Source organism: Flexivirga sp. B27 (assembly GCF_052905685.1).
The window spans coordinates 199,737-216,165 of the sequence record NZ_JBPYUM010000004.1 but is presented as its reverse complement, the minus strand read 5'-3'; the positions used below and the strand labels follow the sequence as shown (position 1 = coordinate 216,165).

The following is a 16,429-nucleotide window of genomic DNA, read 5'->3' as shown; positions in this document are numbered from 1 at the left end:
GATGACCCTCGATCCGACGCTGATGGAGGCCGAGCGGATCACCCGCACCGAGGCCCGCAACTTCTACTACGGCATCCGGCTGCTGCCGACCGACAAGCGTCAGGCCCTGTGCGCGCTCTACGCGCTCGCCCGCCGGATCGACGACATTGGCGACGACGACGCACCGCTCGAGACCAAGCGTGAGTCGCTCGCTGTCGTCCGCAAGCAGCTGTCGGACATCGACGCGTCCACCGACCCGGTACTCGCGGCCGTCGCACGGACGGCGCACCGCTTCCCGGTGCCGCTGGAAGCCTTCGAGGAGCTGCTCGACGGTGTCGAGATGGACCTGCGCGACACCACCTACGAGACGTTCGACGACCTGCGCGTCTATTGCCGCTGCGTCGCCGGATCCATCGGCCGGCTGTGCCTGTCGATCTTCGGGAAGGGCAGCGACCCGCGGGCGCCACTCTTTGCCGACCAACTCGGGATCGCGTTGCAGCAAACCAACATCCTGCGCGACATCCGCGAGGACCTGCTGCTCGGCCGGGTCTATCTGCCGAGCGAGGAGCTGGATCGCTTCGGCGTCCGGCTGCAGTTGGACGACTCGGGCGCCCTGCACGACCCGGACGCGCGGCTGGCCGCATACATCACCTTCGCGGCGGACCGCGCGCAGCACTGGTACGACCTCGGGTTGCGCCTGCTGCCCCACCTGGACCACCGCAGCACGGCGTGCTGCGCCGCGATGGCCGGCATCTACCACCACCTGTTGATGCGCATCCGGGACAACCCGACCGCGGTCTACGAACGCCGAATGTCGTTGCCACCACGCGAAAAGGGCCGCGTCGCGCTGAGTGCCCTCGCCAAGGCGGTGTTGCCGGTATGACGGGGCAACCTCGCCCCTCCGTCTGCGTGATCGGCGGCGGACTGGCCGGGATCACCGCCGCGCTCGACTTGGCGGACGCCGGCGTCGAGGTCACGCTGCTCGAATCCCGTGCCCGGCTGGGCGGATTGACGCACTCCTTCCGTCACGGTGACCTCTGGGTGGACGGCGGACAACACGCCTTCCTGCGGTGTTGCACGGCATACATCGGCCTGCTCGAGCGGCTCGGAGTGCGACACCTGACCTATCTGCAGGACCGCCTCGACGTGCCGATCGCCAGTGAGAAGTCACCGGTGCGAACTCGCCTGCACCGCAACGACCTTCCCGCACCACTGCAGCTGAGCGGCTCCCTCCTGCGGCACCGCTGGATGTCGCTGCGGCAGCGCTTGCTCGTCGGCCGGGTGGCGCTCGCACTCGGCCGCGTTGACCCCACGGACCCCGACGTCGACACACAGTCCTTCGGCGGCTGGTTGCGCAAGCACGGTGCCGACGACCGGTCGATCGAGGTGCTCTGGGAGCTGATCGGCAAAGCCACGCTCAATGCCGACGCCGACGCATGCTCCCTCGCGCTGGCTGCGACCGTCTTCCAGCTGGGCCTGCTCAACGACAACGGGGCATCGGACCTCGGGTGGTCGCGAGTCCCGTTGCAACAACTGCACGGTGACGCTGCCGGGCGGGCGCTGGATGCGGCAGGCTGCACGGTGCAGCTGCGGGCGAAGGTCAGCGCGTTGCTCCCGGAGAGTTCGGGCGCGCGGGTGGTCCTCGCCGACGACGAGCAGGCGTATGACGCGGTCGTGCTCGCCATACCCCCAGCAGCACTGGAGCGCGTCGTCGACCCGGCCGCGCTCGGTCTGCCCGCAGATCTCGCGGACCGGCTCGGGGTGTCGCCGATCGTCAATGTCCATGTCGTGTTGGACCGCCCGGTTCTCGACACCGATTTCGTTGCCGCAGTGGACAGTCCGCTGCAGTGGGTCTTCGACCGCACAACCGCGGCCGGGCTGCAGGACGAGCGCCAGTACCTCGCCGTGTCCGTGTCCGCGGCGGATGACCTGATCGGGCTGACCACCGCGCAGCTGCGTGACTGGGCGCTGCCGCACCTGCGGAAGCTGTTGCCGCGCATGGCAACTGCGGAGGTGCTCGACTTCTTCGTCACCCGGGAGCCGGATGCGACGTTCCGCGCAGCGCCGGGCAGCGGTCGGCTGCGGCCGCACGCCGAGACCACCCGGCCGGGCATCGTGCTCGCCGGTGCCTGGACCGCCACCGGCTGGCCGGCCACCATGGAAGGTGCTGTGCGCAGCGGATATTCGGCTGCGGAGGTCGTGCTCGCCCGACCCGCCGGTCTCGAACCCTTCGAGACGCCCGCTCGTACCTCACGGGCTCCTCAGGGATCTCATCGCGTCGCACGAGCCTCTCAGGGATCTCATGGTGCCGAACCGGATCCGCAGGGATCCCCCACCACCGACGAGCTCGTGAAGGCACAGGAGCTGACCCGCGCACTCGTCACGCCCGCGCTGCGCAAGGCGGTCGACACGCTCGACGGACGAGAGCACCTCGTCGTCGCATACCACCTGGGCTTCGTTGACCGTCACGGAGATCCGGTGCACGAGGACGGTGGCAAGAAGCTGCGTCCGATGGTCGCGCTGCTGGCCGCACAAGCGGTTGGCGCCGACCCAGCACAGGCAACCCCCGCAGCGGTGGCGGTGGAGCTGGTGCACAACTTCTCGCTGGTGCACGACGACATCATGGACCGGGACCGCACCCGCCGACACCGGGAGACCGTCTGGTCGGTGTGGGACGACGCGACCGCGATCCTCGCCGGTGACGCGCTGCAGGCACTCGCCTTCGAGGAACTGCTCGGCGACGCCGGCCCACACACCGCCGACGCCGGGCACCTCCTCGCGATCACCACCCGGGAGCTGATCCGAGGCCAGGTGCTCGACATGGAATTCGAGCAGCGCCAGCAGGTTTCGCTCGCCGAATGCCGACGGATGGCAGCTGCCAAGACCGGTGCGTTGCTGCGCTGCAGCACCGAGCTGCCAGCAGTCCTCGTCGGGTCGACACCAGACCAGCGCCGGGCCCTTGCGACATACGGCCGCGGCGTGGGTGCGGCCTTCCAACTGGTCGACGACGTCCTCGGCATCTGGGGAGATCCGGCCGTCACCGGCAAGTCGAACCACTCCGATCTGCGGGCGAAGAAGCACTCGCTGCCGATCGCCTGGGCACTGGACCAACCCGACGTCGCCGATCTGACGACGTGGTTCCACGAGGGCGAGACGACATCAGCCGAACTCGACCGCATCGCAACGCGATTGGACGACATAGGCGCCCGTGCGTGGTGCCGGGAGAGCGCCGAGAGCGCCATACAGCATGCAGTCGACGCACTGCACCGGGCCGATCTCGACGAGACGGCCGTCTCCACTCTGACCGAGGTGGCGCGCTACGTCGCCGGAAGGGACATGTGACCGCATGCCACAACTCGCCCCCCAGCAGGCCGTTGACACCCCAGTCGACCGCACGCGCGAGACCCTCGAACGCGCCACGCGTCGACTGCTCGACCTCCAACTGCCGTCCGGTGCCTGGAAGGGTGAGCTGCAGACCAACGTCACCATGGACGCCGAGGACATGATGCTGCGCGTCTTCCTCGGCATCGACACCGCGGACACCCGCGACCAAACCGCGCGGTGGATCCGCAGCCAGCAACGGGCGGATGGCAGCTGGGCAACCTTCGCCGGCGGCCCCGGAGATCTGTCCACCACCGTTGAGGCCTGGATCGCCCTGCGTATGGCGGGCGACAAGCCCACCGCAGAGCACCTGGCCCTCGCACGCGAATTCATCGTGTCGGCAGGCGGATTGGAGCAGACGCGTGTCTTCACCCGCATCTGGTGTGCGCTCTTCGGCTGGTGGGACTGGTCCGACCTGCCCGCCATGCCGCCCGAGCTGATGTATCTGGGCAAGCACGTGCCGCTCAACGTTTACGAGTGGGGCTGCTGGGCCCGCCAGACCATCGTCCCGCTGACGGTCGTGTGCACGCTGCGTCCCAAGCGCCGGATGGAGTGGGACCTTGGTGAGTTGAGAACCGATGGCCGCACGAATCCAGCGTCCACGGGTCTCGATACACCTCCCCCGCTTCGCTCCTCCGGCACTCGACCAGCGCCGAGTGTCCGCGAGCGGTGGATTCCGGCGGCGTTCAACGGTCTCGACAGGGGCCTGCACGCCTACCACCGGCACGCGATCGGGCCGGTGCGGCGCCACGCGCTGCGCAGGGCGGCCGAGTGGATCATCGCCCGCCAGGAGGCGGACGGCGGGTGGGGCGGCATCCAACCGCCGTGGGTCTACTCGATCCTCGCGCTGCACTCCCTGGGCTACGCGCTGGACCACCCCGTGCTGCGCGCCGCCGTCGACGGACTCGAGGGATTCTTCATCTCCGAGGACACCCCGGACGGACCGATCCGGCGTCTGGAGGCCTGCCAGTCGCCGGTCTGGGACACCGGTCTGGCAGTCAACGCGTTGCTGGATGCCGGTGTGAATCCTCACGATCCGGCGCTCCGCCGCGCTGCCGACTGGCTGATGGCCGAGCAGATCACCGTCCCGGGTGACTGGAAGGTTCGTCGCCCCAAGCTGCCGCCGGGCGGGTGGGCGTTCGAATACGCCAACGACAACTACCCCGACACCGACGACAGTGCGGTCATCGTGATGGGGCTGCAGCGGGTGGCCACCACCCACGGCCCGCTGCAGGAGCAGGCTGTGTCCCGCGGCATCGCCTGGACCGCCGGCATGCAGTCCAAGGACGGCGGCTGGGGAGCATTCGACGCCGACAACACCAGTCGCTGGCCCTCCCAGCTGCCGTTCTGCGACTTCGGTGCCGTGACGGACCCACCGTCGGCCGATGTGACCGCGCATGTGGTGGAAATGCTTGCGGCAGTGGGTCGTTCGCGCGGTGCGCGCTGCAAGCGTGGTGTCCAGTGGCTGTTGGACCACCAGGAGGCTGACGGCTCGTGGTTCGGACGCTGGGGCGCCAACCACGTCTACGGGACGGGCGCGGTCGTCCCGGCGCTCGTCGCCGCAGGCACCTCACCGCGCTCCGGTGCCATCAGGGCCGCCGTCCGCTGGCTGGAAGCACACCAGAACGCCGACGGTGGCTGGGGCGAGGACCTGCGGTCGTATGACGACCCGGCCTGGATCGGCCGCGGCGACTCGACACCGTCCCAGACAGCTTGGGCACTGATGGCTCTGGTCGCCGCGGGCGAGACCGGCGAGGCAACGTTGCGCGGTGTCGACTATCTTGCGGAAACCCAGCAACCCGACGGTGGTTGGGCCGAGGACAAATTCACCGGCACCGGCTTCCCCGGTGACTTCTACATCGCTTACCACCTCTACCGGCTGATCTTCCCCGTCTGGGCGCTCGGTCGCGTCGTCCGTGCCCTCGACGGGCCGGAGAGTCACACGCACCGAGACCTCGGGCTCACCCCACGGACAGCGCCATGACCACACGCGCGAATGCCCAGGTGGTGACGCCCTTGCGCGTCGAGCGACTGGCGCTCGAGCGCGGAATGCGCACGGCGCCACACGTTTCGGGGCGTGGACCGGCCGGCCGGGCGGGACGCGTGGGTGTCCCGACCGTGATTGCCGGTGTCGCCGGAGCGCTGGCACCACAGGTGCGTCCCGGTGATCTGGTGGTCGCGGACCGACTGCACGGCAGCAGCGGCGAGGTCGTGCTTCCCTCGGCGCCGTTGCTTGCCGGCGAGTTGCGGCGCGCCGGACTGTCGGTCCACGTCGGGACCATAGAGAGTGCCGACCACGTAGTCACCGGCGCCGAGCGGACCGAGCTCGCCGCGGCGGGCGGTCTCGCGGTGGACACCGAATCACGCTATTTGGCAACGCAGTTGGATCCTCGGCAGACCGCCGTCGTGCGCGCTGTGGTGGACACCGCCGACGATCCGCTGATCCACCCGGGCACCATCCGGCGCGGTGTGACGGCGCTGCGCGCGCTGCGCCGCGCGGCGCCCGTCCTGCAGAGCTGGCTCGACGCGTGCGAGCACCGCACCGTGCTGCGCGCCGAGCCGCAATCGTTCTGCGCAGGTGTGGAGCGAGCCATCGAGATCGTGGAACGCGCTCTGGCACAACACGGTCCGCCTGTCTACGTGCGACGCCAGATCGTGCACAACACCCACGTCGTCGCCGATCTGGAGCGGCGTGGCGCCGTCTTCGTGCAGGAGCTGGACGAGGTACCCGAAGGTGCATTGACCGTGCTCGCCGCGCACGGTGTCGCGCCATCGGTCCGGCTGCAGGCGAGCGAGCGACGGCTGCGGGTCATCGACGCGACCTGCCCGCTCGTGGCGAAGGTGCACAGCGAAGTGCACCGCTTCAGCGCCGCCGGCCGCACGATCTTCCTGATCGGTCACGCCGAGCACGAGGAAGTCGTCGGCACCCGCGGCGAGGCGCCGGACAACATCGTTGTCGTCGAGTCGATCGACGATGCGCGAAGTGTGGAAGTGCCTGACCCGTCACGGGTTTCGTACGTCATGCAGACAACACTGTCGGTCGAGGACGCCGATCGGATCGCCACCGAGCTGCGTGCTCGCTTCCCCGCACTGCAGGCCCCCCGGCGCGACGACATCTGTTACGCCACCAGCAATCGGCAGCACGCACTGCGCGATGTCGCCACCGCCAGTGACCTGGTGCTCGTGGTCGGCTCGCAGAACTCGTCGAACTCGATGCGGTTGGTCGAGGTCGCCGAGGACGCGGGCACCGAGGCACACCTGGTCGAGGACGCCTCCGACATACGCCTGGAGTGGCTGCGCGGCAAGCGCACCATCGGGCTGAGCGCCGGCGCGTCCGCGCCCGCCACGCTGGTCGACGAGCTCATCGGCGCCCTTGGCGCACTCGGCGGAGTCGACGTGACCCGCCGCGGCACCATCACCGAGACCATGCATTTCTCCCTGCCAAGAGAGGTCGTCTGACCATGCCACACATGCCATTTCGCCAATCCGTGCGTCTGGGCACCTATCTCGCGAAGCAGAAGCTCGCGCACCGCGACAAGTACCCCTTGCTCGTCGAGCTCGAGCCACTCTTCGCCTGCAATCTCAAGTGCGTCGGCTGCGGCAAGATCCAGGAGCCGGCTGCGACGCTCAAGCAACGGATGCCCGTCGAGCAGGCCGTCGCAGCGATCGAGGAGTGCGGTGCACCGATGGTCTCCATCGCCGGCGGCGAGCCACTGATGCACCCGCAGGTGCACGAGATAGTCCAGGAACTGCTGGACCGCAAGAAGATCGTCTTCCTGTGCACCAACGCGCTGCTGATGGAGCGGCACATCGACAAGTTCACCCCGCACCGCGACTTCGCCTGGATGGTTCACGTCGACGGGATGAAGGAGCGCCACGATGCATCCGTCAGTCACGAGGGCGGCTTCGAGAAGGCCATCGACGCGATCAAGCTGGCACAGTCCCGCGGATTCCGGGTGATGACGAATACCACTGTGTTCAACAGTGATTCGCCACAGGACGTGATCGACGTGCTCGACTACCTGAACGACGAGATCAAGGTCGACAACATGCAGATCGCCCCCGGATACGCCTACTGGAAGGCGCCGGATCAGGAGGGGTTCCTGGGCGTGGAGGAGACCCGCGCTCTGTTCTCCAAGGCCTTCGCCCAGGGCCGCCGCAAGAAGTGGCGACTCAACCACTCTCCCCTCTTCCTGGACTTCCTGGAGGGCAAGGTCGACTACGAGTGCACGCCGTGGGCGATCCCGTCATACAGCCTCAAGGGCTGGCAGCGGCCGTGCTACCTCCTCGACGACGGCTGGGTCTCCACCTACGAGGAGCTGATCGAGGACACCGACTGGGCGGCATTCGGTCGCGGCAAGGACGAGCGCTGCGCGAACTGTATGGCGCACTGCGGCTACGAGCCCACCGCGGTCATCGCCACCACCAGCTCGCTGCGAGAGACGATCCGGGCGGCGGTGGCCTGATGTCCGCGCCGGAGCTGCTGCGTCACGTCACCTCCCCCGGTGACCTCAAGGTGCTGCCGGAGACGCAGCTCCCTGAGCTGGCAGCGCAGATCCGGCGGCGCCTCATCGACGTCGTCACTCGCACGGGCGGGCACCTGGGTCCCAACCTGGGCGTCGTCGAGCTGACCATCGCGCTGCACCGCACGTTCGACCCTCCCCACGACGCGATCGTCTGGGACACCGGGCACCAGAGCTACGTGCACAAGATGCTCACTGGGCGCAGTGAACGCCTCGGTGAGCTGCGGTCGACCGGCGGCCTGAGCGGCTATCCGTCCCGCGCCGAGAGTGACTGTGACATCGTCGAAAACTCCCACGCCTCAACGGGTTTGTCGTATGCCGACGGGTTGTCGCGCGGCTTCGAGCTCACCGGGCAGGGACGTCGAGTGGTCGCCGTCGTCGGCGACGGCGCACTCACCGGGGGTATGGCGTGGGAAGCCCTCAACAACCTCGGTGCCAGCAACCGGCCCGTGGTCGTCGTGCTCAACGACAACGGCCGCTCCTACGACCCGACCGTCGGGGCGCTCGCCCGCCACCTCAGGGAGTTGCGCGACGGCACCGCAGCGTCGAATCTGTTGGAGCTGTTGGGATTCGACTACATCGGTCCGGTCAACGGCCACGACCTCAAGGCCCTCCACCGGGCACTGGGTGCGGCTCGCTCACACACCGGCCCCGTCGTCGTGCACGTCCTGACCCGCAAGGGCAAGGGCTACCCGCCCGCCGAGCAGGACGAAGCGGACCGGATGCACAGCGTCAGCCCGGCCAAGCCACCGGCACCGGTCACCGCTGAAACCCGCGCGAATCCCCGATGTGAAGCGTGGACAACGGTTTTCGGACGCGAGCTCTCCGCGGTCGGCGAGGAGCGAGCCGACGTCGTCGCGCTCACCGCAGCAATGCGACTGCCCACCGGCCTCGGGCCCTTCGCAGAGCGATTCCCGCACCGGATCGTCGACGTCGGCATCGCCGAGCAACACGCCGTCACCTGCGCTGCCGGTCTGGCCACTGCAGGTCTGCACCCGGTGGTCGCGATCTATTCGACCTTCCTCGGGCGAGCCTTCGACCAGGTGCTGATGGATGTCGGATTGCACCGGCTGCCAGTCACTTTCGTGCTCGACCGGTCGGGCATCACCGGTCCGGACGGTCCCTCGCACCACGGCATCTGGGACGTGTCGATGTTGCGCGGCATCCCCGGGATCCGGATCGCCGCACCGCGTGACGCCATACGCCTGCGAGAGCTGTTGCGAGAAGCCCTGGCGCACGAGGGCGGGCCGACCGTCGTGCGTTATCCCAAGGGCAGCGCGCCGCAACCGGTCAGCGTGCATACCCGCGTCGGTCCAGTCGACCTGCTGACGCCGCACCGGGCGGACGCGCAGGTGTTGCTGGTCTCCGGCGGCGCGCTGGCGACCGTCGCGGTGGAGGCGGCCGGACGACTCGCGGAGCTGGGCATGTCGGCGACCGTCGCAGACCCGCGCTGGATCCACCCCGTCGCGCCGGAGTTGATGACCCTCGTCGCGCAGCACCGCGTGGCAATCACGTTGGAGGACAACGCGATCGGCGGCGGGCTCGGTGCAGCGCTGTCCATGGCGGTGCACCGGGCGGGGCTGGCGACTCGCGTCATACCGATGGGGTTGCCGGTGGAATTCGTGCCCGCCGGCGAGCGCGCGACCCTGCTGGCCGACTACGGCCTGGACGTCGACCACGTCGTGGACGAGGTGCTGGCCGCGCGCTGGCGCCGCAGCGGCAAGCAATCGGCGCAGTCACCCTCGACCCTCGTTGCCACCTGACCCCGCACACCGCGCCCTCCTTCATGCCGAGAGGCCCACCGAACACCGAGAGGACCCCCGATTTGGGCCCTCAGGAGACCGAATCGCCGGGCCTGTCGATGATCGAGCGGCCTCTCGGCGAAATGGTCGCCGGTCAGTCGGTCGACTCCGGCTGGTCGGCCCACCAGCGCAGCAGCTCGTCGCGCGCGGCGTCCTCGCCGACCAGACCGTTGTCGAGCCGGAACGCCAGCAGGTGCTTGTAGGCGCGGCCGAGCACCGGACCCGGTGTGATGCCAAGGGTGTCGGCGATCTGGTTGCCGTTGAGCTCGGGCCGGACGGCGTCCAGCTCCTCCTGCTCGCGCAGCGCCGCGATGCGCACCTCGAGGCTGTCGTATGCCGCCGACAGCGCTGCCGCCTTCCGGCGGTTGCGGGTGGTGCAGTCCGACCGGGTCAGCAGGTGCAGCCGGGACAACAACGGCCCGGCGTCGGTGATGTAGCGACGCACCGCCGAGTCCGTCCACTGCGAGTCGACCTCACCCGACGCGTCCCGGGACGGCACGCCCGGCCCGCCATACCCGTGGAACCGCAGGTGCAGCTCGGTCAGCCGCGCCACCTGTTTGATGGTGTCCTTGTCGAAACGCAACGCCCGCAAGCGCTTTCGCACCAGCTTCGCCCCGACCATCTCGTGGTGGTGGAAGGAGACTCCGCCGCCGGACTCGAAGCGACGGGTCGCCGGCTTGCCGATGTCGTGCAGCAATGCGGCCAGCCGCAGCACCAGGTCGGGACCGGGCACCAGCTCCGGCGACTCCAGACCCGGCACCACCCGCTGCCCCTCCAGCGCCATCGCCTGCTCCAGCACGGTCAGCGAGTGCTCGTAGACGTCCTTGTGCCGGTGGTGCTCGTCGACCTCCAGGCGCAGCGCGGGCAGCTCGGGCAGGACGTGGTCGGCGATGCCGGTGTCCACCAGCAGGGTTAGCCCGGCCCGCGGGTCCGGGGCCAGCAGCAGCTTCACCAGCTCGTCGTGCACCCGCTCGGCGGAGATCATCTCGATCGAGTCGGCCAGCTCGCTCATCGCCTGCCGCACCCGCGGGTCGACCGCGAAACCCAGCTGCGCGGCGAAGCGAGCGGCCCGCATCATCCGCAACGGGTCGTCGCCGAAGGACACCTCGGGCGTCGACGGCGTCATCAGCGTGCGCGCCGCGAGCGCGCCCATGCCGTCATACGGGTCGACGAAGTCCAGGTCCGGCAGCCGCAGCGCCATCGCGTTGACCGTGAAGTCACGCCGCACCAGGTCGTCGGTCAGTGAGTCACCGAAGCTCACCACCGGTTTGCGGGTCTGCCGGTCATAGGCGTCCGCACGGTATGTCGTCACCTCCACGATGTCGTCACCGCGACGGGCGCCGATCGTGCCGAAGTCCCGGCCGATGTCCCACGTCGTGTCCGCCCACGGCTTCAGCAGGGCCTCGATCTGGTCCGGCCGCGCGGAAGTGGTCAGGTCCAGGTCGTTCGAGGCCCGACCCAGGAACGCGTCGCGCACCGGCCCGCCGACCAGCGCGAGCTCGAACCCGGCAGCGCCGAAGAGCCCGCCGAGCTCCTGCAGCAGCGGCAGCACGGGCGCCAGCTGGGCCACGGCACGCCGCTGCAACTCGCCGAACGACGAGGAATCTCCGGGGTTCGCAGGATTTTGCACCCACACAGGGTAGGTCTCGCGCGGCCGCCCGCCGAACCGTGCCGGGCAGCACCTGCTCGTCATACCGAACCCCGCCGCGGCAGCGGCTCTATTCGCCCGATCGCTGCAGAGTCCTCACGAGACCGGTTTAGAGTGTCGAGATGACCCTCCACCCACCGCGCGCCGACCGCCCCTTGCGGCGGCTGCCCGCCGTGGAGGAGACGTCGGCCGGTGGCGTCATCATCGACGTCGCCGGTGGTTTCGCGTGGATCGCGCTGATCGCCCGGCACAACCGTGCCGGCCGGCTGGAGTGGTGCTTGCCCAAGGGTCACGTCGAGCCGGGCGAGACACTCGTCGAGACGGCGGTTCGCGAAGTCCACGAGGAAACAGGCATCATCGGACGTGCCCTGGTCACCCTGGGCACGATCGATTATTGGTTCAGCACCCCGCAGCTACGCATCCACAAGCGGGTCCATCACTACCTGTTGGAGGCACTCGGTGGCGAGATCAGCATCGAAGGCGACCCCGATCACGAGGCCGTCGACGCACGCTGGTTCCGCCTCGACCGTGTGCAACGGAAGCTGACCTTCCCCAATGAGCGACGCATCGTCCAGACAGCCTGGCAGCACCTGGTCCCTGCATAACGGTGGCCGGACGGCCGCAGCACTGCTGGCGTTCGTCCTCGCGTTCGCCTCGCTCAGCCTCACCCTCGGCGCACCGTCCGCGACCGCGGCCGCCTCGTCGACGGTCCGCGTCAGCCTCAATGCCAACGCACCGGCCGTGTCCGCGTCGGGCGAGGCGGTCAGCGTCTCCGGCACCATCACCAACACCGGGTCCGCGATCGCACACCCCGTGGTGCACGTCTCGGTCAGCAGCCGGCTGCTGGACACCCGCAGCACCGCCGAGAGCTGGATGTCCGGCAAGCTCGACCTGCCGATGACCGAGGTCGCCTCGGCGGAGGCGTCACCGCTCAGCTCGGGCAGCAGCACGTCGTTCGCCGTCGACATCCCGGGGAAGTCGCTCAAATACGACTACGGCATGGCCTCGTTGCCGCTGACCGTGACGGTCACCGACGGCAAGTCGTCGACCGCCTCCGGCATACGAGGTATGGCGCGCAGCACCTTGCACCTGCAGAACGGTCCGGTGCGGTCACCGCTGCAGATGAGCATCGTCATACCACTGACACTGCCGGCCGACACCGACCTCTTCGGGCCGTCCGGGACTGCCCGTGCCGAGGCGTGGGAGCACGCGATCGGCCCCGACTCGCAGGTGCAGCGCACCCTGGACGCGTTCCAGGGGCAGCCGGTGACCTTCGCGGTCGATCCGGCCCTCATCGACCCACCCGCCGCCGCGGACAACAACGTGCCCTCCGCATCCGCGAGCCCCAGCTCGAGCTCGTCCGGGTCCGGTTCAGGCTCCGGCTCGGGCACGGAGTCCTCGGGCTCCGCCCCGTCCGACTCCGCCGGCACCAGCAACAGCACCTCCGGCGGCGACCACAGCTCGGACCCCGGCAGCGACACCGCGACACCGAACCCGACCAGCACCGCGGCAGGCACATCGGGCACCACGGACGACACCGACAGCTCCGACGACTCCTCCGACAGCAACAGCGACAACACCGGCGGCGCCACGGACGGCGCCACGGATCAGGACAGCCAGAGCCCGTCACCGTCGGAGTCCAGCACCACCCAGCCGACGACTTCCCAGGGCCGCATCGACGCCGCGGTCGACGACCTGACCGACCGGCTCACGTCCCTGGGCGACGAGCAGGCGGTCTGGTGGCTGCCCGACGACGACCCCGACCTCAGCGCACTGCAACGCGCCGGCGCACCGGGCAAGGCACTGGCCCGCCGGGACTTCGCGCGCCCGCTGCCCGATGCGGTCAAGGACCTCGGCGACACCCGGCTGGTCTGGCCGTCCGCCGACCTGTCCGCGTCGTCGATCACCACTTGGGCAAAGTCCCTGGCCGCGCGCAGCAAGGGGGACGCCGTCGCGCTGCTGCCCGGACGCTCGGTCGGTCAATCACAGACCTCCACCACCACGCACCGGGTCTCCGGCACCTCCGGTGTCATCACGTATGACGAGAGCCTCTCCCGCATCTTCAGCAAATCCACGACCTCCCCCGGCACCGAGACCAGCCGCCTGCTGACCCAGCTGATGGCGCTCTATCTGCAGTCCCCGGGGACGGCGCGGTCGTTGACCCTGGTCGCTCCACGGTCCGGCGGGGCGAACCCGGTCCAGCTGGCGGCGCAGGTCGGCGCACTCACCGAGGCCGACTGGGTGTCGCTGCGCTCCGGGCGGCAGACCGCTGAGGCGCTGCGCACGGCGCCCAAGACGTCGCTGCTGTCGCAGCCCCGCAAGGGCACGCCATTCCCGAAGCCGCCGGCCAGGGCGATCACACCGGCCGAGCTGGCCGACCTGTCGCGGTCGCGGTCGCGACTGTCCGCACTGCAGAGCGCACTGGTGGGCGGCGACGACGTCATACCGCAGCGCAAGCGCGGCCTGGACATCGTCGGCTCGACCCGCTGGCGCGGTGCCCCGGCGAAGCTGGCGGAGGTCGCCGACCGCGACACCGACGCCGTGTCGTCGATGCTGCGCAAGCTGTCGATCCGCTCCTCGACGATCAACTTCTTCGCCGACTCCGGGGACATCAGCGTCACGGTGTCCAACGAGCTCAACCGGCCGGTGCGCGACCTGCAGCTGCACCTGCTGCCGCGCACCTTCCTCATCCGGGTCACCGACGACGTGCAGCAGGTCGACATCGACGCCGAGTCGCGCGCCACCGCCCACTTCCACATCGAGGCCGTCGGTGGTGGCACGGTCCCACTGGACGCCATGCTGATCGCCCCGAACGGCACGCCGTTGACCGACAAGGACGCGCCGTCGCAGGTCAAGATCAACGTTCACCCGACGTCCGGGTGGATCATGTGGGTGCTGGGTGTGCTGGCCGGGCTGATCCTGCTCATCGGCCTGTTGCGCGCCGTGCGCCGTGGCCCCCGCACCGCTACCGAGCCGGTCGCCGCGGACACCCCCACGCCGAACGACGCCATCGTCGACGCGGGGCAACGCAGGCCGCAGAACGACGACCAGCACGACGACGACCACGACAACGAGCACGACAACAACGAGCACAACGACGAGGGCACGGACACCGACGATGACTGACGAGAGCCGACCCAGCCTGGGCCAGCTGTACGCCGCGTCCGACCCGCGTGCCCGGATCCCGCAGGGCGCCTCGGACAACCAGGGCAGCCTCGGATCGATGTATGCCGCCTGGATCGGCGAGGACTCCGGCTACCTGCCGATGCCCGACCCGGCGGTGATCCGCGCCCGCAAGGACGCGATCGCCCGCGGCGAGGACCCCGACGCAGTGGCACCGGCACTGGCCGAGGCGGCAGGCCCGGCCGAACCCGTCCAGGAGGGCGGCATCGGCCGCGCCAGCGTCATACTGGCGCTGGGTACGTTGACCTCGCGCGGGCTGGGGTTCCTGCGCACGATCTTGCTCGGCGTGCTCGTCTACGGTCTGGCAGGCAACGTCTGGGACACCGCGAACAAGCTGCCGAACATGATCTACCTGCTGCTCGCCGGCGGTGTCATCAACGCGGTGCTGGTCCCGCAGATCACCCGGGCGCTCAAACACGAGGACGGCGGGCAGGCCTACACCGACCGCATCCTCACGCTCGCCATGTCGATCCTGCTCGGCGCAACGGTGGTGCTCACCATCGCTTCGCCATTGATCTTCAAGGTGTTCTTCCTCGACGCCAGTGGGGACACCTGGAAGCTCGGCATCGCCTTCACGCTGCTCTGTATGCCGCAGCTGTTCTTCTACGGCCTCTACACGCTGCTCGGCGAGATCCTCAACGCACGCAGCAGTTTCGGTCCACCGATGTGGTCGCCGGTCCTGGCGAACCTCTTCGCCATCGCGGGCATCGTCTGGCTGCTGCTGCAATATCCGCACCACCCGATCACCGACCCATCGGCGTGGACGATGCCGATGATCCTGGTACTCGGTGGATCCACGACCCTCGGCATCGTCGCCCAAGCGCTGGTGCTGGTCATTCCGCTGCGCCGGTCCGGCTACTCCTGGCGGCCGAACTTCTCCTTCCGCGGGGTCGGATTGCGCAGCACGTCGACGGTCGCCGTCTGGGCCTTCTTCGCGGTGATCGTGCAGCAGGGCGGCCTGCTGGTCACCAGCAACATCCTGGCTCCCGTGCCGTCGGCGAGCCAGGCGCAGACCAACGCGTTCCTGTTCTTCATGCTGCCCCACTCATTGGTGACGCTCAGCCTGATCACCGTGCTGTTCACCCGGATGTCACGGGCTGCCCATGAGGGGCGAACCCGCGCGGTGACTGACGACTCCGAACTGTCCCTGCGGCTCTCGGCGGTCGCCACCATCCCCGCAACGATCGGCATGCTCGCGGTTGCCGGCCCGCTGTGCCGCTTCTTCTACCCCGGGTTCGCGACCGCCGTCGAGCGGCAGAGCATCGCGTTGCTGATCGGCCTGGTGCCGTTCACGGTCTGTGTCGTCGTGCAGCGGGCGTTCTTCACCTACGAGGACGCCCGGACACCCTTCGTGATGCAGGTGTGGTGCACGATCATCACGGCGGTTCTCGCGCTGCCGTGCCTCCTTCTGCCGGACCCGTGGATCGGCTTCGGCGTCTGCTTGGCGGGCTCGATCGCCTACTTCGTGGAGGGTGCCCTCGGTTACCGCTGGCTGCGTGATCGACGACTACCGGAGCTGAGGATGGTCCGTGTCGCCCAGACCTGGGCCCGGTTGGCAGTGGCGTCAGTCCTGGCGCTGGCCGCGACGTTCCTGATCCGCTTCGGCCTGACCGAGCTCATCGGCACCGACTCGCGGGCCACGAACCTCGCCGTCCTGCTGTCTGCCTCCGTGGTGTTCTGCGCCTTGTATGTCGTCTTCTCCCGCCGCCTGCACGTGCAGGAGATCGAAGAGCTCATCACCTCGGTCAGCAGCAAACTCGGCGGTGTTCGCCGGCTGATCGGTCGCTGACCCGTACCAGGCTCGGCGGCGCGGGAGGCACCGAAGTCCCGGCGGATCGGCCAGACTGGCGCGTGTCCTCGCGGGGCCGCGCACGCCGCCTTCTAGGATGTGGCCGATACGTGACTGCTCGCAG

General features: G+C 69.1%; 10 protein-coding genes. 9 read left to right on the top strand and 1 reads right to left on the bottom strand.

All coding sequences use genetic code 11. The features are described from left to right. Position 1 precedes the first annotated feature (1 nt). Genes hpnD through ACSZL9_RS16290 form a run of 6 tightly spaced genes read left to right on the top strand, consistent with a single transcriptional unit; the run spans position 2 to position 9,646 of the window. A complete protein-coding gene (hpnD, locus tag ACSZL9_RS16315) occupies positions 2–862 on the top strand; it encodes a presqualene diphosphate synthase HpnD (protein ID WP_446666569.1) in 861 nt (286 codons plus the stop codon). Continuing rightward, a complete protein-coding gene (gene hpnE / locus ACSZL9_RS16310; protein WP_446666568.1) occupies positions 859–3,321 on the top strand; it encodes a hydroxysqualene dehydroxylase HpnE in 2,463 nt (820 codons plus the stop codon). Before hpnD ends, hpnE begins: the two co-directional genes overlap by 4 nt. A 4-nt stretch (positions 3,322–3,325) precedes the next feature. After that, on the top strand, positions 3,326–5,344 hold the full coding sequence (gene shc / locus ACSZL9_RS16305) for a squalene--hopene cyclase (RefSeq protein ID WP_446666567.1): 2,019 nt from the start codon (positions 3,326–3,328) through the stop codon (positions 5,342–5,344). Next, positions 5,341–6,819, top strand: coding sequence for a 4-hydroxy-3-methylbut-2-enyl diphosphate reductase (gene ispH / locus ACSZL9_RS16300; protein ID WP_446666566.1), 1,479 nt, complete (start codon positions 5,341–5,343; stop codon positions 6,817–6,819). Before shc ends, ispH begins: the two co-directional genes overlap by 4 nt. A gap of 11 nt (positions 6,820–6,830) precedes the next feature. Further along, positions 6,831–7,826, top strand: a complete 996-nt coding sequence (hpnH, locus tag ACSZL9_RS16295) for an adenosyl-hopene transferase HpnH (RefSeq protein WP_446666565.1) — start codon at positions 6,831–6,833, stop codon at positions 7,824–7,826. Beyond that, positions 7,826–9,646: a 1-deoxy-D-xylulose-5-phosphate synthase gene (locus ACSZL9_RS16290; RefSeq protein WP_446666564.1), complete on the top strand. Its 1,821-nt coding sequence runs from the start codon at positions 7,826–7,828 to the stop codon at positions 9,644–9,646. Before hpnH ends, ACSZL9_RS16290 begins: the two co-directional genes overlap by 1 nt. A gap of 133 nt (positions 9,647–9,779) precedes the next feature. On the opposite strand, the gene ACSZL9_RS16285 is transcribed toward ACSZL9_RS16290, so the two are convergent. Further along, complete coding sequence (locus ACSZL9_RS16285; protein WP_446666563.1) at positions 9,780–11,378, bottom strand: CCA tRNA nucleotidyltransferase; 1,599 nt, start codon at positions 11,376–11,378, stop codon at positions 9,780–9,782. 77 nt (positions 11,379–11,455) lie between these two features. Between ACSZL9_RS16285 and ACSZL9_RS16280 the strand changes: the two genes are divergently transcribed. From ACSZL9_RS16280 to murJ, 3 genes are read left to right on the top strand one after another with little or no spacing between them, the layout of a single operon-like run. Continuing rightward, positions 11,456–11,938: an NUDIX hydrolase gene (locus ACSZL9_RS16280; protein WP_446666562.1), complete on the top strand. Its 483-nt coding sequence runs from the start codon at positions 11,456–11,458 to the stop codon at positions 11,936–11,938. Continuing rightward, complete coding sequence (locus ACSZL9_RS16275; protein ID WP_446666561.1) at positions 11,889–14,459, top strand: DUF6049 family protein; 2,571 nt, start codon at positions 11,889–11,891, stop codon at positions 14,457–14,459. Before ACSZL9_RS16280 ends, ACSZL9_RS16275 begins: the two co-directional genes overlap by 50 nt. Next, positions 14,452–16,305, top strand: a complete 1,854-nt coding sequence (gene murJ, locus ACSZL9_RS16270; protein WP_446666560.1) for a murein biosynthesis integral membrane protein MurJ — start codon at positions 14,452–14,454, stop codon at positions 16,303–16,305. The genes ACSZL9_RS16275 and murJ overlap by 8 nt, the downstream gene beginning before the upstream one ends. The last annotated feature ends 124 nt before the right edge of the window (positions 16,306–16,429 follow it).